General features: G+C 71.8%; 13 protein-coding genes. 6 read left to right on the top strand and 7 right to left on the bottom strand.

Going from position 1 to position 21,239, the window contains the following annotated elements; translation table 11 throughout:
- The first annotated feature begins 12 nt into the window (after positions 1-12).
- From VFR90_RS09885 to VFR90_RS09875, 3 genes are read left to right on the top strand one after another with little or no spacing between them, the layout of a single operon-like run.
- Positions 13-468, top strand: a complete 456-nt coding sequence (locus VFR90_RS09885) for a type III secretion system chaperone family protein (RefSeq protein ID WP_326405958.1) — start codon at positions 13-15, stop codon at positions 466-468.
- The gene (locus VFR90_RS09880) at positions 465-3,155 is read left to right on the top strand and encodes a hypothetical protein (protein WP_326405957.1); all 2,691 of its coding nucleotides are present in this window, start codon (positions 465-467) and stop codon (positions 3,153-3,155) included. Before VFR90_RS09885 ends, VFR90_RS09880 begins: the two co-directional genes overlap by 4 nt.
- Positions 3,148-3,339: a hypothetical protein gene (locus tag VFR90_RS09875; protein WP_326405956.1), complete on the top strand. Its 192-nt coding sequence runs from the start codon at positions 3,148-3,150 to the stop codon at positions 3,337-3,339. The genes VFR90_RS09880 and VFR90_RS09875 overlap by 8 nt, the downstream gene beginning before the upstream one ends.
- Here the strand turns inward: VFR90_RS09875 and VFR90_RS09870 are convergent.
- From VFR90_RS09870 to VFR90_RS09845, 6 genes are all read right to left on the bottom strand, one after another.
- Positions 3,311-4,288 (bottom strand): alpha-E domain-containing protein, encoded by a 978-nt coding sequence (locus VFR90_RS09870; RefSeq protein ID WP_326405955.1) that lies wholly within the window; start codon positions 4,286-4,288, stop codon positions 3,311-3,313. The two genes, VFR90_RS09875 and VFR90_RS09870, sit on opposite strands and share 29 nt — an antisense overlap.
- A gap of 10 nt (positions 4,289-4,298) precedes the next feature.
- Positions 4,299-5,801 (bottom strand): circularly permuted type 2 ATP-grasp protein, encoded by a 1,503-nt coding sequence (locus VFR90_RS09865; protein WP_326405954.1) that lies wholly within the window; start codon positions 5,799-5,801, stop codon positions 4,299-4,301.
- A gap of 61 nt (positions 5,802-5,862) precedes the next feature.
- A complete protein-coding gene (locus VFR90_RS09860) occupies positions 5,863-6,807 on the bottom strand; it encodes a transglutaminase family protein (RefSeq protein ID WP_414676518.1) in 945 nt (314 codons plus the stop codon).
- Positions 6,808-6,980: 173 nt separating this feature from the next.
- Complete coding sequence (locus VFR90_RS09855) at positions 6,981-9,671, bottom strand: circularly permuted type 2 ATP-grasp protein (protein WP_326405952.1); 2,691 nt, start codon at positions 9,669-9,671, stop codon at positions 6,981-6,983.
- A gap of 55 nt (positions 9,672-9,726) precedes the next feature.
- Complete coding sequence (locus VFR90_RS09850) at positions 9,727-13,212, bottom strand: transglutaminase family protein (protein WP_326405951.1); 3,486 nt, start codon at positions 13,210-13,212, stop codon at positions 9,727-9,729.
- Between the two features lie 37 nt (positions 13,213-13,249).
- On the bottom strand, positions 13,250-15,817 hold the full coding sequence (locus VFR90_RS09845) for a DNA internalization-related competence protein ComEC/Rec2 (protein WP_326405950.1): 2,568 nt from the start codon (positions 15,815-15,817) through the stop codon (positions 13,250-13,252).
- A gap of 68 nt (positions 15,818-15,885) precedes the next feature.
- Between VFR90_RS09845 and VFR90_RS09840 the strand changes: the two genes are divergently transcribed.
- The 3 genes from VFR90_RS09840 to VFR90_RS09830 all read left to right on the top strand — a co-directional run bounded on the left by VFR90_RS09840 (position 15,886) and on the right by VFR90_RS09830 (position 18,820).
- A complete protein-coding gene (locus VFR90_RS09840; RefSeq protein ID WP_326405949.1) occupies positions 15,886-16,347 on the top strand; it encodes a RidA family protein in 462 nt (153 codons plus the stop codon).
- Between the two features lie 40 nt (positions 16,348-16,387).
- Positions 16,388-16,882 carry a disulfide bond formation protein B gene (locus tag VFR90_RS09835; protein WP_326405948.1) on the top strand — a complete coding sequence of 165 codons (495 nt, stop codon included), beginning with the start codon at positions 16,388-16,390 and terminating at the stop codon, positions 16,880-16,882.
- Positions 16,883-16,978: 96 nt separating this feature from the next.
- The gene (locus VFR90_RS09830; protein WP_326405947.1) at positions 16,979-18,820 is read left to right on the top strand and encodes a methyl-accepting chemotaxis protein; all 1,842 of its coding nucleotides are present in this window, start codon (positions 16,979-16,981) and stop codon (positions 18,818-18,820) included.
- Positions 18,821-18,892: 72 nt separating this feature from the next.
- On the opposite strand, the gene parC is transcribed toward VFR90_RS09830, so the two are convergent.
- A complete protein-coding gene (gene parC / locus VFR90_RS09825; protein ID WP_326405946.1) occupies positions 18,893-21,202 on the bottom strand; it encodes a DNA topoisomerase IV subunit A in 2,310 nt (769 codons plus the stop codon).
- Positions 21,203-21,239 lie beyond the last annotated feature (37 nt).

The following is a 21,239-nucleotide window of genomic DNA, read 5'->3' as shown; positions in this document are numbered from 1 at the left end:
CAGGAGGTTTCCATGCCCATCCCCGCGTCGTTCGTACCCTGGTTCACCGAGCTCTGCCGCCTGGGCGGGATGAGCGACCCGCAAGCCGCCATCGAAGCCAGTGCGCTGATGCTCGACGACGTCATCGTCGCGATCCATCCGAGCCTGACCGCGCCGCAGTCCGATCTGCTCTTCCAGGTGCCCCTCGGCAGCCTGCCGGCAGGCGACGTCGAGGCGGCGCCCATCCTGCGCCGGCTGCTCGAGGTGCAGATGCTGCTGAGCGGGCCGGCCGCGCCCAGCTTCGGCCTCTCGGTGGGCTCCGACGTCGTGTTCGTTTCGGTCGCGCTGCGCCCGGCCGAGCTCGAGGTGAACGCCGCGGTGCAGGTGCTCGGCATGCTCGCGCGTCTGGTCCGCACGCTGCGCGAGTCGCTGCACCTCCAGCAGAGCGTGCAAGGCGCACCCGCTGCGAGCGAAGAGGTGCAGGCATGACACGCATCGGCGGCAGCACCGGCCGGGGGCCCCGGTACGACGTCGAGAACCCCGATCCCAACCGCACCCCGCAGACAACGACGACCACGACGACCGCGGGACCACCCGGTCTTCTGCGCCGCACCGCGAACGACTTGACCGCCGAAGTCGGGCGCGCGGCAGGGCGCGGCGCCGCCGCGCTGGGTCGTGGCGCCGCGGCGCTGGGACGAGGCGCGATGGTCGCGGGACGCGCGACCGCCAACGGCCCGGTGGGACAGGGCGTGGCGTGGGTCGGGCGCTCGGCAGCCACCGTGACCGACGCGCTCCTCGGTCCGAACATCACCCGCGCGCACAACCTGCTGCCGGTGCTCGGGCACACGCTGCAGCAGACGCTCTCGACCGGCGTGGCCCGGTTCACCGCCGAGATCGCGTCGCAATACATCGGCCAGCGAGCCAGGAACGATCCCGAATTCCAGCAAGGCATGGCCGGCGCATTGGTGGCGATCGGCTTCACTCGGGTAGCCGTTGGCGCGTATGTGATGAGGTCCCGCGCGCAGCGCTTCACCCCGGAGCAGACGGGCCATGGGTATGCCGGCACGCAGCATCCCAACTACAACGCGAACGCCGTCTTCCAAGCGGCGACTGTCGGGACCGCCGTCGTACTCGCCGGCGTGCCGACGACCCTTCTGGCGATGTCCATGGCCAAAGATGCCGGCCATTTGCCCAACATCGAAAGGAACGATCTCGCCGACTTCACCGCGGGCATGTGGCGCAACGAGATCTATTCGGTGATGCGTGATTTTCTCTCGCCGATGTTCAGCTTCGTCTCGGTCCACACGCCGCAAGATCTGCGTCAAGCGGACGAAGCGAACCCCGACCGCGGCCTCGTGAGGCAGGGGCCCTTGATGTTCCAGTCTGCGCGCTACTCCTTCCAGCAGCAGGTGTTCAACATCGCCTATGACTACGCAGGGGCCGCGGCCGGTGCCGGCGTGCCCGGCGCCAATGGGCCGGACTTGCTGCGTGCGCTCTCGAACACGGTCTTCCACACCGTGCCCGAGATCCTCGACATGTACGGCCCGACCGAACTCGACGTGATCGCGCGCCGCCAGGCCGTCGGCGACGACCAAGAACGTATCCGTCAAGTGTTCCAGTTCGAGTTCTCACCACCGTCGGTAGCTGCGCAGCGGCGCCAGCTGGACCAGACCGCCACGCGCGTCGCCATCTACAACCTCGGACGCCTCTTCGGCACCCTCGGTTTCAAGATGCCGGAGTCGACCGCGATCAGCGATCCACGCGCCCGGGGCTTCGTCGACGAGCTTAAGAACCAACTGGTGCTGACGACCTACATCCTGTTCAACTACGTGCCGTGGTCGGGCCAGTTGCAAGCGCTTGCCTCCCAGCGGAACGCTCTTGCGGAGGACGACGCCGCCGCCCGCGCCCACCGCCGGCCGCCGCTCGAGCGCATCGACGAAGGCGCTGAAGAAGGCATGGACGACGGGTTCGAGTCCGACCGTCCGCTCGATGATTCGCGGCGCGACTCCCAGCGGAACACGCCACCAGTTGGCCCGCGTAACGACCCCGTTCACGAAAAGTACTCGGCCGGCACCCCCGGAGGTCAAGGGCCCAGGTTGCCGATCAGTCGGCAAATGGAGCAGCTGCCCGGCGGCTCGATGCGCACGGATCGGCTGCCTCTCGATCCGCAGTTGCTCGGGCCGGACACGGGAAGCATGCGTTTCACGCAGCCGATTTCTCGGGCCGACGGCGCATCCGACATCGGCCTCACGCGCAAGGAGATCAACACCGCGCTCGCGGCGGGTGCCCGCGGCCGCGGTTCCATGCAGATGGAGGCGCCTGCGGCGCTGCTGCAGCAACTGGAGCAAACCGCCGGGCAGCTGATTCGTGCCTCCGAGCTGCTGCGTGCGCAGCGCTACGTCGACGAGCATGGCGAGCAGGCCGGGGCACAGACGCCGAAGGACGCTTCGGAGTCGCCGAGCCAGAGCCCGCGCGCACGAAACGTTGCCGAGGCAAGGGCGCTGCTGCAAGCCGACATCGACGACGCGCGCGCTCGCGGCGAGCTGCCCCAAACCCCCGCGCAACGCATGAGGGCGGCCATGCGCGACGTGGAACGCCTGGACAAGAAATTGAGCACGATCGATGTGCAGCTCGTTACGAACCTCGCGGCGGCCCGCATCGAATGTCGCGAGGAGATGGTCGCGGCGGTTCAGCATTCGTTCGATCGCATCGCGCAGATCGACGCGGAGCTCGATCAGCTCAGCCGGGGCAGCCCGAGCGAGAGGTCGAGGGCCGCGATGGATGCGCTGGCGGCGCAGCAGCGCCCGCACGAGGACCTGACCCGCGCCATCGGTACGGCGCTGCGGGGTCTTTCGTCGAAGTTCGTCACAGCCGACCAGGAAGGCCCGGCCGCGACGGACGTGCAGGCCTACGTTCAGGCGCTCAAACACGAGGAGCCCGCGACGTTCGACGCCATCGTCAACCGCTTCCACGACCTGGCGAGGCAGCAAGGCTTGGAGGCACCGACGACGGCGTACGCGGCGCTGAACGCCCAGACGCAGCGTCTGCAGGACTACCTGCCGGTGTTCAACCGTGCCAGCGAGCTGCTGCAACGCTTCAAGGCGGAAAACGAGTCGCCCTTCCCGCCGAACGCGGGCCCATCGTCATCGCAGCAGGGAGGACCCTCGAATGCCTGAGCAAGCCACCGCCTCGAAGACCGCCGGCGCCGTACCGGCGCTCAGCGCCGCTGCGGCGCGGCAGATGGACGTGATCGCCGTCGTCGAGCCCTTCCTCGCCGACATCGACGTCTCGGACCCGATGGCGCCGACGTCGAAAGCCCTGCTCGAGAAGTTCACACAGGCACGAGAAAGTCCCGGCTGATGCCCACGCCGAGGTCGCCGACGCGATCGAGGAACTGGGTCAGGAAGGCATGCAGGCCGGTCGCCAGGATCTCGTCGATGCGGCCGAAGCGCAGGTCGGCGCGCAGCCGGCCGGCGCGGCGCTGGGTCTCGCCGCTGTGCTCGTTGGCGACGTAGCCGAGGTTGGACACCACCTCCTCCATGCAGGCCAGCAGCGAGCGCGGCATGTCGCGGCGCAGGATCAGCAGCTCCGCGACCTTCTCCGGCTGGATCACGTTGCGGTAGACCTTGCGATAGATCTCGAAGGCCGAGACCGAACGCAGGATCGCGCTCCAGTAATAGAAGTCGATCTCGAGCGGCTCGGTGTGCTGGAGCGTGCCGAAGTAGTCGCCGCTGCTGCCGGGCGGGATCGGCCGCGCGCCGTGGAACTTCACGTCGAGCAGCCGCGCGGTGTTGTCCGCGCGTTCGAGGAAGGTGCCCAGCCGCAGGAAGTGGAAGCTCTCGTCCTGCAGCATCGTGCCGTAGGTGACGCCGCGCGAAAGGTGCGAGCGGAACTTGACCCACTCGAAGAACTCGCTCGGGTCGCGCTCGAAGCTGCCGCGCGCGAGCAGTCGCTTGAATTCGAGCCAGGTCGTGTTGGCGGTTTCCCAGACCTCGGTGGTCAGCGTGCCGCGCACCGCGCGTGCGTTCTCGCGCGCCGCGCGCAGGCAGGAATGGATGCTCGACGGGTTGGACTCGTCGCGCACCATGAAGCCCATGATCTCGCGCTGCGCGAGGCCCGCATGCTTCGCGTGGTAGTCGCGCGTCAGCTCGCTGATCGACAGCAGGCCGCGCCAGCCTTGCTCGGCCGCCTCGCTCGACTGCGGCAGCAACGAGGTCTGGTAGTTGATGTCCAGCATGCGCGCGGTGTTCTCGGCCCGCTCCGTATACCTGGCCATCCAATAGAGGTGATCGGCGGTGCGCGACAGCATGGCGGCCTCCTCAGAGCGACTGGGATTGCGACTGCGACTGCGATGGCGCCCGGGCCGGCGCCGGCGCATCGTCGCCCTCGAGCATCCAGGTGTCCTTCGTGCCGCCGCCCTGCGACGAGTTGACGACCAGCGAGCCCTCCTTCAGCGCGACGCGCGTGAGCCCGCCCGGCACCATCTGCACCGTCTTGCCCGAAAGCACGAAGGGCCGCAGGTCGATGTGGCGCGGCGCGACGCCGCTCGCCACGAAGGTCGGGCAGGTCGACAGCGAAAGCGTCGGCTGCGCGATGTAGTTGCTCGGGCTCGCGACGAGCTGTTCGCGGAATGCCGCGATCTCGGCCTTGCTCGCGGCCGGGCCGACCAGCATGCCGTAGCCGCCGGCGCCATGCACCTCCTTGACGACCAGCTCACTCAGATGCGCGAGCACGTACTGCAGGTCGCCGGCCTCGCGGCACTGCCAGGTCGGCACGTTGTGCAGGATCGGCTTTTCGCCGAGGTAGAACTCGATCATCTTCGGCACGTACGGATAGATCGACTTGTCGTCGGCCACGCCGGTGCCGACCGCATTGCACAGGTTGACGTTGCCGGCGCGGTAGACGTCGAGCAACCCCGCGCAGCCGAGCGTCGAGTCCGGCCGGAAGGCCTTCGGGTCGAGGAAGTCGTCGTCGACGCGGCGGTAGATCACGTCGATGCGGCGCGGCCCCTGCGTCGTGCGCATGTACAGGTGGTCGTCCTTCACGAACAGGTCCTGGCCCTCGACCAGCTCGACACCCATCTGCTGCGCAAGGAACGCGTGCTCGAAATAGGCCGAGTTGTAGGCGCCCGGCGTCAGCACGACGACCGTGGGCTCGTTGACGCCGCTGGGGGCGACCGCCCGCAGCGTGTCGAGCAGCAGGTCGGGGTAGTGCGCGACCGGCTCGACGCGATGCAGGCTGAACAGCTCGGGGAACAGCCGCATCATCATCTTGCGGTTCTCGAGCATGTAGCTCACGCCGCTGGGGACGCGCAGGTTGTCTTCGAGCACGTGGTAGCTGCCGGAGCCGTCGGCGTTCGCGGCGCGGACGATGTCGATGCCGGCGATGTGCGAATACACCTTGCCCGGCACGTCGACGCCCATCATCTCGGGGCGGAACTGAGCGTTGTGCAGCACCTGCTCGCGCGGCACGAGGCCGGCCTCGAGGATCTCCTGGCCGTGGTAGACGTCCTCGATGAAGCGGTTGAGCGCGGTGACGCGCTGCGCGAGGCCGCGCTCCATCTCTCGCCATTCGTGCGCGGGAATGATCCGCGGAATCAGGTCGAAGGGAATGAGCCGCTCGGTGCCCTCCTTGGCCCCGTTCGCGTCCTCGTCCTTCGCGCCGTACACGGCGAAGGTGATGCCGACGCGGCGGAAGATCATCTCCGCCTCTTCGCGGCGACCGTTCATCGCCTCGTTCGACTGCTGCTCGAGCCAGCGGGCATACCCCGCGTAATGCTCGCGAACGAGCGTCTCGCGATCGTGCATCTCGTCGTAGCTCATCGTCGTCTCCTGCACGCGAAGGTGGTTAGCAGAGTCCATGCCATCGACCATGGGGCCCTCGTCATCCGAGCCGGCGCGTCGCGACGCCGACCTCCAGCACGTGCCGGCCGCCGCCCCGGATCACGCCGCGCAGCGGCGTCACGTCGGCGTAGTCCCGGCCGTGCGCGACGCGGATGTGCGAGGCGCCGGCGATGCAATCGTTGGTCGGGTCGAGTTCGAGCCAGTCGATCGCCGCTGCCGCGCCCGGGCCGGCCGCGCGCGGCAGCGCGAGTGCGATCCAGGCATGCGAGGCGTCGGCGCCGACCAAGCGCGCCGGCGCGCCGGCCGGCTCGGTCAGCAGGTAGCCGCTGACGTAGCGGGCGGCGAGCCCCAGCGCGCGCAGGGCGCCGATCAGGATGTGCGCAAAGTCCTGGCAGACGCCGCGCCGTTGTCCGAAGGCGTCGATCAGCGGCGTCGCGACATGGGTGCTGGCCGGCGCGTAGTCGAACTCGGCGTGCAGCCGGTGCATCAGCTCGATCGCGGCCTCGTCGAGCGGCCGGCCCGCGGTGAACGACGGCGCGGCCCAGGCACGCAGCCGCGGCTCGATCGGCACCAGCGGCGAGGCGAAGACGAAGGACGCCGCCGCGTCGATCGGCCGGCCCGAGACGTAGCGCCAGCCGTCGCGCGCCGCTTCCCACGCGGGCGCGGCCTCGCGCGGGCGCGACGGCACGACGCGCACCCGGCTCGTCGCGCGCACCGTCAGCGCTTCGTGCGCCGCGGCGAGCGAAAACAGATGGCGCCGGTTGCCATGCACGTCGAGCTCGCAGCGCACGGCGGGCGGCGGCGGCTCGATCGCGAGCTCGAACGCGAGCCGCTGCTGCACGAGCGCGTCGTCGCGCGGGCAGAGCATCGCGATGTGATGCGCGAATTCGACGGGCCGCGTGTAGCGGTAGCGCGTCTCGTGAACGACCTCGAGCTCCGCCGCGGCGGGCGCGGCGATGGCCTTCGCCAAGGCAGCCTCAACCATGGCGAAGCCCCACCAGCGGTCGCCGCCGACCCGGCTTCGCCGCACCGCCAGCGGCGCCCTCCCGGCGGGGCGAGCCGCACGAGAGGGTCCGCCTGCGCGCACCCGAATGCCGGGCGAGCCGCCCGAGCGCTGCGAGGGCGTGGAACGCCGCGAAGCGGCAACGGGAGGCGGCGTCAGCTCGCCAGGTGCTGCTCATCGAAACCTGCGGGTGCGAAGTAGCAGCGGCCGATCTCGTCGGACAGGCGCTCGCCCGCCGCGCCGAGCCGCTCGGCCAGCGCCACGACCGCCGCGTCGTCCACGCACGACTCCTCGGCGGCCGCGTCGCTGCGGCACAGGTCCTGAAGCCGGATCGCGCCGCGCTCGGGCAGCAGCGCGAGCAGCGCGCCGGTCATCGCTTCGCCGCCGGGCAGCTTCGCGACTTCGGTGCGCAGGCGACGCAGCACGCAGGCAAGCGCACGCGGGTTCGCCTCGTCGAGCACCAGCAGGTCGAGCAGCGCCAGCGCCTCCTGCCGGCCCGGGTAGCGGGCGCGGTAGGTGATCGTGCTGTCGAACAGATCGAGCAGCAGGTCGAAGCCCTGCGCGCCGTGCAGCGCGCCGCCTCCGGCGAACACGCCGAGCGTGCCGCTCATCGCGATCAGCCGCTCGGCCAGCCGGCCGACGGTCATCAGCCGCCAGCCGTCGTCGCGCGTCATGCGGTCGCTCTGCGCGCCGGTGACCGCGGCCAGCTGGTGCGCGAGGTGTTCGAGCGCGCTGCGCAGCTCGTCGCTGCCGAAGCCGCGGGCGGGCGCCGTTGCGTCGGCGTCGGCCGCGCCGTCGTCGCCGTCCAGGCGCTCGGGCGCCGGCGCGCAGCCGCGCATGTGGCGCGCGAAGTCCTCCGCCATCGCGCGCACGAGCCGGCCGTGTTCGGGCGACAGCCGCTCGCGCAGGGCACCGGCGCTGCGTGCGAGCGCGGCGAGGTTGTAGGCGACGCTGTGCTGCTCCTTCGCGTCGGCCAGCGCCTGCACCACCGAGCGCTCGAAGACCCGCGGCGATTGCCGCAGCGAGGGCACGCCCCAGGGCGCGAGGCCGCTGGTGCGCGCGAGCTCGGAGACGGCATCGAGCAGCGCGTCGGGCGCGTCCGCGTCGTCGTCCACCACTGCGGCGGTCGACAGCGCGAGGCGCACCAGGTGCTCGCACCGCTCGGTGTAGCGGCCCATCCAGAACAGGTTCTCGGCGGTGCGGCTCGCGACCGGCCGGCGCTGCGCCGCGATCTCCTCGGGCCGCAGCCGCTGCGGCAGCATCGACCAGGTGTCGACCGGTCCGTCGCGCAGCACCCAGGTGTCCAGGCTCGCGCCGCCGTGCTGCATCGAGACCATGTGCGGGTCGCGCGTGCCGATGCGCGTCATGCCGCCGGGCAGGACGCGAAAGTCGCGCGGGCCGTGGCCGCCCGGCTCGGCGATCGCATAGACCCGCAGCATCGCGGTGCGCGGCTGGAACAGCCCGCACTCCCACCACGGCGTCTGCGAGAACTTCAGGTCGCGCTGCAGGGTGTGCGCGTCGGGGTCGGCATCGATGCGCGCACGCCAGGCGGCGCGCTCGGCCGCATCGAGCGTCGCGCCGATCAGCGGCTCGAAGCTGCGCGCGGGGGCGCCGGCGGTGGTGTTGGCCGGGTAGGTCGGGCGGATCACGCGCTCGCCGAGCGCGTCGCGCGTCGCGTCCCACGCCGCCTGCTCGCCGCACCACCAGGTGGGCAGCGCCGGCAGCGCGAGGCCTTCACCGAACAGCCGCTCGGCGATCGCCGGCAGGAAGCCCTGCACGCCGGGCGATTCGAGGAAGCCGGCGCCGAGCGCGTTGGCCACCACCACGCGGCCGGCACGCACCACTTGCAGCAGTCCCGGCACGCCGAGCGCGGAATCGGCGCGCAGCTCGAGCGGGTCGCACCAGGCGTCGTCGAGCCGGCGCAGCAGGCCGTGGATCGGCGCCAAGCCCTGCACCGTCTTCAGGTAGAGGCGCTCGTCGCGCACGGTGAGGTCGCCGCCTTCGACGAGCGACAGACCGAGGTAGCGCGCGAGGTAGGCCTGCTCGAAGTAGGTCTCGTTGTACGGCCCCGGCGTCAGCAGCGCGAGGCGCGGCGTGCCGCAGCCGTCGGCGGCGGCGAGCGGCGCGGCGAGTTGCAGCAGCGTGTCCAGCAGCGCGCGGTAGCCCGAAGCGAGGTGCTCGACGCGCAGTTCGCGGAAGGCTTCCGGGAACTGCCGCGAGACGATCAGCCGGTTCTCCAGCACGTAGCCCAGGCCTGAAGGCGCCTGCGTGCGCTGCGAGACGACCGACCACGCGCCGTCGGGGCCGCGCGCGATGTCGAACGCGGCCAGGTGCAGCCGCACGCCGCCGGGCGGCTCGACGCCGTGCAGCGCGCCGATCCAGCCCGGATGGCCGAGCACCAGCGCCGGCGGCAGCAGGCCTTCGCGCAGCAGGGTCTGCGCGCCGTAGCAGTCGGCCAGCATCGCCTCGAGCAGCCGCGCGCGCTGCGCGACGCCGGCTTCGATCGTGCGCCAGTCGGCCGGCTCGATCAGCATGGGCAGCAGCCCCAACGACCACGGCCGCTGGCCTGCGCCGCCCGCGCCGTAGACGTTGTAGGTGACGCCGTTGCGGTGGATCTGCTGCGCCACCTGCTCGGCGCGACGGTTCAGCCCGGCGGCACCGTCCGCGCCCGCGTCGCCGAGCAGGCCGAAGAAGCGCCGCCACGCCGGCCGCAGCGACTGGCCGCTCTCCTGCAGCAGCTCGTCGTGATGGCCCGCATCGGCCCGCCGGCCGGCATGCAGCACGCGGTAGACCGCCGCGTCGGCGCGGTTGGCGGCGGCATCGAATTCGAGCGAGGACTGGAGCACGGCGAGGTCGCTCGACGAGCAAGGAACGAAAGAGGCGTCGAGGATAGAGGTGGGCTCACCCACTCTTTCTCAGGTCAAGCGTGAACGGAAATTCGCGGCTCGGCATGGCAGGCCGCACCTGCATCGGCCCGGGCGTGTGGCCGATGGTGAAGAAGCGCGCGAGCCGGCGGCTTTCGGCTTCGTAGGCGTTGACGGGGAAGCTGTCGTGGTTGCGGCCGCCGGGATGGGCGACGTGGTAGCGGCAGCCGCCGAGCGAGCGGGCGTTCCAGGCATCGACCACGTCGAAGGTCAGCGGCGCATGCGTCGGGATCGTCGGGTGCAGCGCGGAAGGCGGCGCCCAGGCCTTGTAGCGGACACCCGCGACCTGCGTGCCGCCGCTCTGGCCCTTGACCGAGGCCGTGCCCAGCGGTTGCAGCGGCAGCGCCTGCCCGTTGACGGTGACGACATGCCGGTTGCCGTTGAGCCCGCTGACCCGCACTTCGAGCCGTTCCAGCGACGAATCGACGTAGCGCACCGTGCCGCCGGCCGAGCCCTCCTCGCCCATCACGTGCCAGGGCTCGAGCGCGCAGCGCAGCGCGAGCGTCACGCCGCCGACCGCCACCTCGCCGATGCGCGGGAAGCGGAACTCGAAGTGCGGCGCGAACCAGGCAGCGTCGAAGGCGTGGCCGGCGCGCCCGAGGTCGGCCAGCACGTCGTCGAAGTCCTGCTGCACGAAGCTGGGCAGCAGGAAGCGGTCGTGCAGCTCGGTACCCCAGCGCGTCAGCCGCGTCTGGCCGGCCACCGGGCCGGGGCCGCGGCCGGCTCGGCCGGGATAGGGCTCGTGCCAGAACCACGCGATCAGCGCGCGCAGCAGCAGTTGCTGCACCAGGCTCATCCGCGCGTGCGGCGGCATCTCGAAGGCGCGCAGTTCGAGGAGGCCCAGCCGGCCGGTCGGGCCGTCGGGCGAGTAGAGCTTGTCGATGCAGAACTCGGCGCGGTGCGTGTTGCCGGTGACGTCGACCAGGATGTTGCGCAGCGCGCGATCGACCATCCACGGCGCGACGTGGCCTTGGCCGGCGAGCCGCTGCTCGATCTGTTCGAGCGCGATCTCGAGCTCCACCACCTGGTCGTTGCGCGCCTCGTCGATGCGCGGCGCCTGGCTCGTGGGCCCGATGAACATGCCGCTGAACAGGTAGCTCAGCGACGGGTGGTTGTGCCAGTAGGCGAGCAGGCTCGCGAGCAGGTCGGGCCGGCGCAGGAAGGGCGAGTCGGGCGGCGTCGCGCCGCCCAGCACGAAGTGGTTGCCGCCGCCGGTGCCGGTGTGGCGGCCGTCGAGCATGAACTTCTCGGTGGACAGGCGCGTCTCGTGCGCCGCCTGGTAGAGGAATTCGGTGTGGTCGACCAGCTCGGCCCAGTCGTGCGCCGGATGGATGTTGACTTCGATGACGCCGGGGTCGGGCGTGACCTGCAGCATCGTCAGCCGCGCATCGCGCGGCGGCGGGTAGCCCTCGAGCACGAGCTTCACGTCGAGCGCTTCCGCGCTGGCCTCGACGGCGGCCAGCAGGTCGAGGTAGTCGTCCAGCGCGGCCAGCGGCGGCATGAACACGTAGAGGATGCCGCCGCGGGCCTCGACGACGAGCGCGGTGCGGATGGACCCTTGCGCGGATTCGAAGCGGGCGGGCGCACGGCCGGCGGCGCCCGCGTCGGTCCGGCCGCGCGGCCCGGGCGGCGCGTCGCCTCCAGGCGGCTCGCCGGCGCGCACGGGGCCGCGCAGGCCGGCGAGGCCGCGCGCGGACTCGCCCATCGCATGCTCGCCGTACTGCGCACGCAACGCGGCGGGCGAATGCAGCGGCGCCGCGGGCGCGAACGGGTCGGCCTCGATCAGGTAGGGGAAGTCCGCCTTGCTCACCCACGGCAGCGAATCGAGCGGCAGCCGCCAGCCCATCGGCGAATCGCCGGGCATCAGGTACATGCGCTCGTCGCGCAGGAACCAGGGGCCGGTGGTCCAGCGCGGGCCCGCGAGCGCCGGCGCGCCCTCGGCCCGCGCGAGCGGCAGCATCCAGCCGACCACCTTCTTCAAGCCCTGCTCGAACACCTTGCGCAGGCGCGCGCGCTCCAGCTCGTCGTCGAGCCGCGCGTCGAAGGGATCGACGTTCACCGGCAGCCGCCGCTCGCGCCACAGGTAGTACCAGCTGTCCTCGTAGCCGGGCCGGATGTGCGCGGCGGCCAGGCCCAGCTTGCCGGCGAGCGTGTCAATGAAGCGCTTCGCGTCCTCTTCGGTGTACGACGACGGCAGCCGTTCGTCGGCGAAGCGCGTCGGGTCGGCCCAGCAGGGCTCCCCGTCGCGGCGCCAGAAGATGCTGAGCGCCCAGCGCGGCAGCTGCTCGCCGGGATACCACTTGCCCTGGCCGAAGTGCAGGAAGCCGCCGGCGCCGTAGCGCGCGCGCAGCTTCTGCACCAGCTCGTTCGCGAAGCCGCGCTTCGTCGGCCCGAGCGCCGCGGTGTTCCATTCGGCGCCTTCGCGATCGGCGACGCTGACGAAGGTCGGCTCGCCGCCCTGGGTGAGCCGCACGTCGCCCGCGCTCAACGCGGCATCGACGCGATGGCCCAGCGCCAGCACATCGGCCCACTGCGCTTCGCTGTAGGGCCGGGTGACGCGCGGCGACTCGAAGACACGGCTGATGCGCATCGTGTGGCCGAACTCGACCTCGCTCGCGTCCACCGCGCCCGAGACCGGCGCCGCGCTCGACGGCTCCGGCGTGCATGCCAGCGGGATGTGACCCTCGCCGGCCATCAGGCCCGAGGTCGGATCGAGGCCGATCCAGCCGGCGCCCGGCAGGAAGACCTCGCACCAGGCGTGCAGGTCGGTGAAGTCGCTCTCGGCGCCGGAGGGGCCGTCGAGCGACTTGACGTCGGGCTTGAGCTGGATCAGGTAGCCCGAGACGAAGCGCGCCGCGAGGCCCAGGTGCCGCAGCGCCTGCACCAGCAGCCAGCCGGTGTCGCGGCAGGAGCCGGAGCCGTTGGCGAGCGTCTGCTCGGGCGTCTGCACGCCGGGCTCCATGCGGATCAGGTAGCGGATTTCGCGCTGCAGCCGCTGGTTGAGGCCGACGAGGAAATCGATCGTGCGTTGCCTGTCCGCGCCCTTCGGGTCGTGGCGCGGCACGCTCTTGACGAAGGCCTCGAAGCGCGGCGTGAACACGCCCTTGACCAGGTAGGGGGCGAGCTCGCGCCGCGTGGCCTCTTCGTAGTCGAAGGGGAAGTGCTCCGCGCCTTCTTCGAGGAAGAAGTCGAAGGGGTTGTAGACCGCCATCTCGGCAACGAGATCGACCGTGACCTTGAACTCGGTGGTCTTGGCGGGGAACACCAGCCGCGCGAGGTGGTTCGCGAACGGGTCCTGCTGCCAGTTAACGAAGTGCACGACCGGCTCGATGCGCAGCGAGTAGCTCAGGATCGGCGTGCGGCAATGCGGCGCCGGGCGCAGCCGCACCACCTGCGGTCCGAGCGCGACGCGCCGGTCGTAGCGGTAGTGCGTGACGTGGTTCAGCGCGACGTGGATCGACAAGGCACTCTCCTCACTGCAGGGCCCGACCCGGCGCCGTTCATTCTTCGGCCGCTTGCTCGCCGCCGGGCTCGGCCTCGGCAGAAATAGCAACTTCCACGCCATTGTGGTGAGCGAGGAAGTCGGGATGCTGCCAGTAGCGCGGCGCCTCGGCGCGGCGGCAACGGGTGCCGCGCGCATCGGCCGTCCAGGCGCCGCAGCGCGGGCTCGCCACGAGCTCGATGCCGCGCTCGGCGTAGCGCTCGGCCACTTCGGCGGCCGGATGGCCGAAGCGATTGCGGTAGCCGGCCTGCACGATCGCGACGCGCGGCCCGACCGCATCGAGCAGGGCGGGGCTCGACGACGTCTTGCTGCCGTGATGCGGCACCAGCATCAGCTCGGCACGCAGCGCGGCGGCATCGCGCGCGACCAGCGCCAGTTCCTGCTCACGCTCGAGGTCGCCGGTGAGCAGCAGCGAGCGCGGCCCGGCGACCGCTGCGGCGCGGCGCACGCCCGCGTCGACGGAGGCGGCGCGGCTCACCCCTGCGTCGCCGGAGGCGGCGCGGCTCACTTTCAGCACGCAGCTCAGCGTATTCGGCTTCACCCGGCCGGCCTCGGCGCGCTCGAGGCGCTCGGCCTCGGGATGCAGCAGCTCGAAATCGACGCCGTCCCACCGCCAGCGCTGGCCGGCGACGCACGGCGCGGCCGCGATGCCGCGCCGTGCGGCTTCGGCCAGCAGCGGGTGATCGGCCGCGAGCGAACTCGACAGCCGCCCGATGCCCACGCCCTTCAGCAGCGCGGGGGCGCCGCCGACGTGATCGGTGTCGCGATGGCTCAGCAGCAGCGCGTCGAGCCGCGCGTGGCCCAACGCGCGCAGCAGCGGCACGAGCACGCGCTCGCCGGCGTCGGACTCGCGCGAGTACTGCGGGCCGGCGTCGTAGAGCAGCGCGTGCCCGGCGGTGCGCACCAGCACCGCGGTGCCCTGGCCGACATCGACCGCGATGACGTCGAAGGCCCCCGGCGCGGGCCGCTCGGGCGTCGGCGCGAACAGCGGCAGGCCCAGCGGCAGCGCCAGCAGCTTCAGCCGCCACGGCAGCGGCGCGATCAGCAGTGCGGCCGCGAGCACCGCGGCCGGCGCCGCCCAGGCCGCCGCCGCGGGCACCGACCACAGCGCCCAGCCGGGCGCGGCCAGGGCCTGCAGCAGCGCATGCAGCACGTCGGCTAGCGCGGCGGCCGCAAGCCACAGCGGCGGCAGCAGCACGCCCAGCATCGCGAGCGGCGTGATCGCCAGGGTCACCAGCGGGATCGCGGCCAGGTTCGCGACGAAGCCGACCAGCGACAGCTGCTGGAAGAACAGCAGCGTCAGCGGCGCCAAGCCGAGCGTCGCGACCACCTGCGTGCGCAGCCCGCCTTGCATCGCCGCCCGCAGCCGCGGCCAGGCGCCTTCGACGCGTCGCGGCGCCGGCGCGCTGGAGATCATCAACAGCCCGACCGCGACGAACGAAAGCCAGAACCCCGGCTGCAGCAGCGCCCACGGGTCGGCCAGCGTCACCGCCGCCATCGCCGCGAGCCACACCGCGAGCGCCGGCCAGCGCAGCCCGAAGCTCGCGAGCGCGGTGACGACCGCGAGCATCAGCACCGTGCGCTGCGCCGGCACGCCCCAGCCGGCGAAGGCGGCATAGGCCAGCGCCGCCGCGAGCCCGCCCCAGCGCGCGGCCCGCGGCGCGGGGCACCACAGCATCGCGCGCGACGAGCGGCGCCACAGCCACGCGGTCGCGAGGCCGGCGAGCCACGCGAACATCGTCACGTGCAGGCCGCTGATCGACATCAGGTGCGCGACGCCGGTGGCGCGGTACAGCGCCCAGTCCTCGCGATCGATCGCGCCTTGGTCGCCGACGACGAGCGCCGCCAGCAGGCCAGCCGCGTCCGACGCGCCGAGCCGGCGGCCGATCGCCTCGCGCACCGCCTGCCGCGCGCGAGCGAGCGGGTGGCCGGCGTGCTCGTCGAGCAGGCGATGGCTGCCGGCGCGCACGTAGCCGCTGGCGCGCACGCCCTGCTCGAAGAGCTGCAGTTCGAGATCGTGGCCGTGCGGGTTCTGCGCGCCATGCGGGCGTTTCAACCGCACCGTGATCCGCCAGCGCTGGCCCGCGCGCAGCTCGGGCAGCGCGCTCGCGCCGCCGCCGCGTGCCGCGTACCAGCCGAGCGCCAGGCGCGCCGGCAGCGCGATGGCCGCGTCGTCGAGCCGGGCGGACTCCACCTCGAAGCGGAACCGCCAGCCATCGATGCCGCGCTGCGGCAGGCTCGCGATCACGCCGGTGGCCTCGATGTCGCGGCCTTCCAGCTCGGCCGGCAGGCCGTCGGCGAGTCGATCCGTCGCGCGCAGGCCGGTGGCACCGAAGGCCAGCGCCGCGATGCCCATCGCGATGGCGGCAAGGGCGACGAAGCCGCGCCGACGCGTGGAACCCCAGTGACCCAAGGCCGCGACGAGCAGGCCCGCCAGCGCGAGCAGCACATAGCGATCGAGTGCCCACAGCGCCGGCTGCTGAAGCTGCAAGGCGCTGCCGGCGACAAGCCCCAGCGCGCCGGCGACGAGCCCGCGGCCCGACGCATGAAAGGCCGCTGTGAGCATCGGGGCAGTGTAGGGAGCACGGCGCCTGGCCTAGGATGCGGCCCCCACGTTTCGAAGCGAGCCACGCCATGACCATCGCCCAACGCCTTGCCGATCTCGGCATCACGCTGCCGCCGGTGGCGGTGCCGGCAGCCGCCTACGTGCCCTTCGTGCACGCGGGCAAGCTCGTCTTCCTTTCGGGCCACATCGCCAAGCGGGATGGCAAGGCCTGGGTCGGCCAGCTCGGCCGCGACACCGACACCGCCACCGGCCAGCAGGCCGCGCGCGCGGTCGCGATCGATCTGCTAGGCACGCTGGCCGCGGCCTGCGACGGCGACCTCGAGCGGGTCCGGCGCGTCGTCAAGCTGGTGAGCCTGGTCAACAGCGCGCCCGACTACACCGAGCACCACCTGGTGACCAACGGCGCATCCAACTTGATCGGCGAGGTCTTCGGCGCCGAGCGCGGCGCGCATGCGCGTGCCGCCTATGGCGTCGCGCAGCTGCCGATGGGCGCCTGCGTCGAGATCGAGCTGATCGCCGAGCTGGCATGAACCCGGCCGCCTGCCCGGGCCCCGACCGCGGGGCGGCGCGGTGAGCGCGCGGCTGCTGGGCGTGATCGCCGCGACCAGCGTGGCCGCCGTCGCGGCGGCGCTCGTCGCGCAGCACGGCTTCGGCATGCAGCCGTGTCCGTGGTGCGTCTTCCAGCGGGTGATCTACCTCGGCATCGCGGTCGTCGCGGCGCTCGGCGCGCTGCTGCCGGGGCGCGGCAGCCGGCTTGCGGCCGCGCTCGCCGTCGTGGCGCTGTGCGCGGGCGGCATCGCCTCCGCGGTGTTCCAGCACCAGGTCGCGGCGCGGGACGCGAGCTGCGCGTTCACGCTGGCCGACCGCTTCCTCGGCGCCACGGGCCTCGAGACGCGGGTGCCTTGGCTGTTCCAGGTGACCGCGACCTGCGTCGATGCGGCGGCGTCCCGCCTGCTCGGCCTGCCGTTCGAGGTGTGGAGCGGGCTGCTGTTCGTGCTGCTCGGCGTGGCCGGTCTGCTCGCCTTGGGCCGGCCTGTCGGAAAGAAGCGCGCCGGCGCGAAGTAGGCGGCTTTCGCCCCCGTTTTCACGCTTCAGTCTTCGACTCGCCGGCCGAAGATGGCCGGGCCCGAGAAGTCATGCGGGCGCTTCTCGAGGACGAACATGACATCGCTACGCAACGCAAAGATCGGCGTCCGTCTCGCGCTGGCCTTCAGCTTTTCCGTGCTCCTGATGATCGGCATGGCCGTCGTCGCGCACTTGTCGCTGAACGACATCCGTGAGCACGTCGCCGAGATGGACAACGACCTGTTCGTGAAGGTGGTGCTGACGGGAGAGATCAAGGACGAGCTCAACGAGCAGTCGCGCATCGTGCGCAACGTGCAGCTGCTCAGCCTGCCCGAGCAGCTGGACGCCGAATGGAAGCGGTTCGACGCTTCGCGCGACAAGGTGGTCGGGATCTACAAGAAGCTCGAGCCGATGCTCCACACGGCGGCCGGCAAGGCGCTGTTCGCCGAGCTGCAGGCCGAACGAAGCGAGTACGTCAAGACGCTGGCCGTGTACCGCGACCTCGTCGGCACCGGCGACATGGTCGCATCGCGTTCCATGCTCATGCAGACGCTGCGGCCCCAGCACCGCCAGTACCTGAACGCCCTCGAGCAGTTCTCCCACGCGCAGGCCGCCCTGATGGCCGACGCGGGCAAGCTCACCGAGAAGACTGCGCAGCAGGCCACGATGATGATGGTGGCCGCGACGCTGTTCGGCATCCTCGCCGCATCGCTGTCGGGCTGGCTGGTGGCGCGTTCGATCTCGAAGCCGGTGGGCCGCGCGATCGCGCTGGCCGACAGCGTCGCCAAGGGCGACCTGACCGCCGAGATCGTGGTCGACCGCGAGGACGAGATCGGCTCGCTGCTCAAGTCGCTGAAGACGATGAACGAGAACCTGGCCCGCGTGGTGGGGCAGGTGCGCCAGTCCAGCGAAAGCATCGCCACCGGCTCCAGCCAGATCGCCACCGGCAATGCCGACCTGTCGCAGCGCACCGAGCTGCAGGCCAGCAACCTCCAGCAGACTGCCGCGTCGATGGAGGAGCTGACCAGCACCGTGCGCAACAACGCCGACACCGCGCAGCAGGCCAACCAGCTCGCGAGCGCCGCGTCGTCGGCCGCGACGCAGGGCGGTCAGGTGGTGAGCCAGGTGATCACGACGATGCAGGACATCACCGCGTCGTCGAAGAAGATCGCCGACATCATCGGCGTGATCGACGGCATCGCGTTCCAGACCAACATCCTCGCGCTGAACGCGGCCGTCGAGGCGGCGCGGGCCGGCGAGCAGGGCCGCGGCTTCGCGGTCGTCGCCAGCGAAGTGCGCTCGCTCGCGCAGCGTTCGGCGAACGCGGCCAAGGAGATCAAGGCCCTGATCGGCGACAGCGTCGACAAGGTCGAGACCGGCTCGCGGCTGGTGAACGACGCCGGCCACAGCATGGACGACATCGTGCGGCAGGTGCAGCGCGTGTCCGACCTGATCGGCGAGATCTCCAGCGCGACGAACGAACAGTCCAGCGGCATCGGCCAGGTCGGCCAGGCGGTCAGCGAGCTCGACAAGACGACGCAGCAGAACGCCGCGCTCGTCGAGGAAAGCGCGGCCGCGGCCGAAAGCCTGAAGCAGCAGGCGAGCCGGCTGGCCGACATCGTCGGCGTGTTCAAGCTGAGCAAGCAGGAAGCCGACGCGGCCGTCGCGAAGGCGAAGAAGGAGCCGCCGCGACTGCCGGCCCCGAACGCGGCCGTCGCGGCCAAGCCGGTGCCGCCGAAGGCTGCGCCGGTCGCGGCCAAGCGGCCCGCGACGCCGGCCTCCGCCGGCAAGCCGGCGCCCGCGAGTCCGGCCGTCGCCGCCCGTCCCGCGGCGCCGCCGGCCGCTCGACCCGCCGCCGCCGCGGCCCGCAAGCCGGCCGAGCCGGTGCGCGCGGCGAGCGCGAAGTCGGGCGACGACGGCGAGTGGGAAAGCTTCTGACGCCGCGAGGCTGCGCCAGCCCGGGAAGCCGGCGCCCGGAACGCGAGTGCGCGCCCGGGCCGAGCCGGCCCGTCAGCCGCGCAGCAGCAGCGTCGGCTTGAAGCCGAGGTCGGCCGCCTTGCCTTTGCGCGCTCGCGCGCCGCGGTAGGCGCCGGCCGCGACGGCACCGAGCGTCTCGTCCCTCGGCTTGCCCGCGCGGCCGCTGCCGAGCACGCGCAGCGTCTTGTCGAAGGCCGCGGCGCTGACCAGCGCGTCCTTCGCCTCCAGATCGATCAGCGTCAGCCCGCGGCCGCCTTTGGGCTGCAGCTTCAAGTCGGCCAGCGGGAAGACGAGCAGGCGGCCGGAAAGGCTCAGGCAGGCCACCTGCGTCGCGCCGTCGGCGCGGCTCGGCGGCAGCGGCTTCTCGCCTTCGCCCAGGCTCAGGAAGCTCTTGCCGCCGCGCTGGCGCGACAGCAGGTCGCCGGCCTGCGCGAGCAGGCCGTAGCCGCCGGTGTTCGCGAGCAGCAGCGTCGCGTCGGCGGGCCCGGCGAAGTAGTGCAGCGCCTGCGTGCCGGCCACCAGCTCGATCATCGAGGTGAGCGGCTGGCCGTCGCCGCGCGCGCCGGGCAGCGCGCTGACCGCGACGGTGTAGACCCGGCCATCGCTGCCGAAGGCCAGCAGTGCATCGACGGTGCGGCATTCGAAGGTGCCGTAGAGCGCATCGCCGGCCTTGAACGCGAAGCTGGCCGCGTCGTGACCATGGCCCTGGCGCGCGCGCACCCAGCCCTTCGCGCTGACGACCACGGTGACCGGCTCGTCGGCCACCTTGATCTCCGCGACCGCGCGCTTGTCGGCCTGCATCAGCGTGCGGCGGTCGTCGCCGTACTGCTTCGCGTCGGCCTCGATCTCCTTGACCATCGTGCGCCTGAGCGTGGCCGGGCTCGCGAGGATGTCCTCGAGCTTCGCCTGGTCCTCGCGCAGCGACGCCAACTCCTGCTCGACCTTGATGGCCTCGAGCCGCGCGAGCTGCCGCAGCCGGATCTCGAGGATGTCTTCGGCCTGCCGCTCGCTCAAGCCGAAGCGATCGATCAGCGCCGGCTTCGGCTCGTCGGCGTTGCGGATGATGCGGATCACCTCGTCGATGTTCAGCAGCACCAGCCGCCGGCCTTCGAGGATGTGGATGCGCCCGAGCACCTTGTCGAGCCGGTGGCGCGTGCGGCGCTCCACCGTCGCCTTGCGAAACGCGATCCACTCGGAAAGCATCGCGCGCAGCGACTTCTGCGTCGGCCGCCCGTCCGCGCCGACCATCGTCAGGTTCACCGGCACCGAGCTTTCGAGGCTGGTGTGCGCGAGCAGCACGTTGACGAGCGCCTGCTGCTCGACGCTGCGGCTCTTGGGCTCGAACACCAGGCGCACCGCCGCGTCCTTGCCGGATTCGTCGCGCACCGCGTCAAGCACGCCGAGCAGCGTCGTCTTCAGCTGGGTCTGCTCGGCGCTCAAGGCCTTCTTGCCGGCCTTGAGCTTCGGGTTGCTCAGCTCCTCGATCTCTTCGAGCACCTTCTGCGTGCTGGTGCCGGGCGGCAGCTCGTGCACGACCAGCTGCCACTGGCCGCGCGCGAGGTCTTCGATCGACCAGCGCGCCCTCACCTTCAGCGAGCCGCGGCCGCTGCGGTAGGCGTCGCGCACGTCGGCCTCGGCGCTGATGATCTGGCCGCCGCCGGGGAAGTCGGGGCCGGGCAGCAGCGCGAACAGGTCGTTGTCGCCGAGCTTGTCGTCCTTGAGCAGCGCGACGGCGGCGGCGGCGACCTCGCGCAGGTTGTGGCTCGGGATCTCGGTCGCAAGGCCGACCGCGATGCCGCTCGCGCCGTTGAGGAGCACGAAGGGCAGGCGTGCCGGCAACTGCTTCGGCTCGGTGGTGCTGCCGTCGTAGTTGGGTGCGAAGTCGACGGTGCCCTCGTCGATCTCGTCGAGCAGCAGCCGCGTGATCGGCGCGAGGCGCGCCTCGGTGTAGCGCATCGCCGCCGCGCCGTCGCCGTCGCGCGAACCGAAGTTGCCCTGGCCGTCGACGAGCGGGTAGCGCTGCGAGAAGCCTTGCGCCATCCGCACCATCGCGTCGTAGGCGGCGGTGTCGCCGTGCGGGTGGTAGCGGCCGAGCACGTCGCCGACCACGCGCGCCGACTTCATCGCCTTCGGGCCGGCCGGGCCGGTGAACGCGAGGCCGAGCCGCTCCATCGCGTAGAGGATGCGGCGCTGCACCGGCTTCTGGCCGTCGCACACGTCGGGCAGCGCGCGGCCCTTGACGACCGACAGCGCGTATTCGAGGTAGGCCTGCTCGGCGTACCGGGCCAGGCCGAGGGTGTCGGCGGGTTCGGCCGGTGCGGGCGGATCGAAGAGGTCGCTCATGCGAGGGCAGAAGTGCGAGACGGGACGGGGCCGCGCA

It is taken from the genome of Methylibium sp., from assembly GCF_035762065.1.
In the GTDB taxonomy this organism is placed as follows: Bacteria; Pseudomonadota; Gammaproteobacteria; order Burkholderiales; family Burkholderiaceae_C; genus Methylibium.
The sequence above is the reverse complement of the archived record's forward strand: the minus strand, read 5'-3'. Positions and strand labels throughout refer to the sequence as shown.

Excerpts from the sequence above, each read along its gene's own strand:
- VFR90_RS09875 (WP_326405956.1), top strand. The coding sequence starts at position 3,148 with ATGCCTGAGCAAGCCACCGCCTCGAAGACCGCCGGCGCCGTACCGGCG.
- VFR90_RS09845 (WP_326405950.1), bottom strand. The coding sequence starts at position 15,817 with ATGCTCACAGCGGCCTTTCATGCGTCGGGCCGCGGGCTCGTCGCCGGC.
- VFR90_RS09865 (WP_326405954.1), bottom strand. The coding sequence starts at position 5,801 with ATGAGCTACGACGAGATGCACGATCGCGAGACGCTCGTTCGCGAGCAT.
- VFR90_RS09860 (WP_414676518.1), bottom strand. The coding sequence starts at position 6,807 with ATGGTTGAGGCTGCCTTGGCGAAGGCCATCGCCGCGCCCGCCGCGGCG.
- VFR90_RS09870 (WP_326405955.1), bottom strand. The coding sequence starts at position 4,288 with ATGCTGTCGCGCACCGCCGATCACCTCTATTGGATGGCCAGGTATACG.
- VFR90_RS09840 (WP_326405949.1), top strand. The coding sequence starts at position 15,886 with ATGACCATCGCCCAACGCCTTGCCGATCTCGGCATCACGCTGCCGCCG.
- VFR90_RS09880 (WP_326405957.1), top strand. The coding sequence starts at position 465 with ATGACACGCATCGGCGGCAGCACCGGCCGGGGGCCCCGGTACGACGTC.
- parC (WP_326405946.1), bottom strand. The coding sequence starts at position 21,202 with ATGAGCGACCTCTTCGATCCGCCCGCACCGGCCGAACCCGCCGACACC.
- VFR90_RS09885 (WP_326405958.1), top strand. The coding sequence starts at position 13 with ATGCCCATCCCCGCGTCGTTCGTACCCTGGTTCACCGAGCTCTGCCGC.
- VFR90_RS09830 (WP_326405947.1), top strand. The coding sequence starts at position 16,979 with ATGACATCGCTACGCAACGCAAAGATCGGCGTCCGTCTCGCGCTGGCC.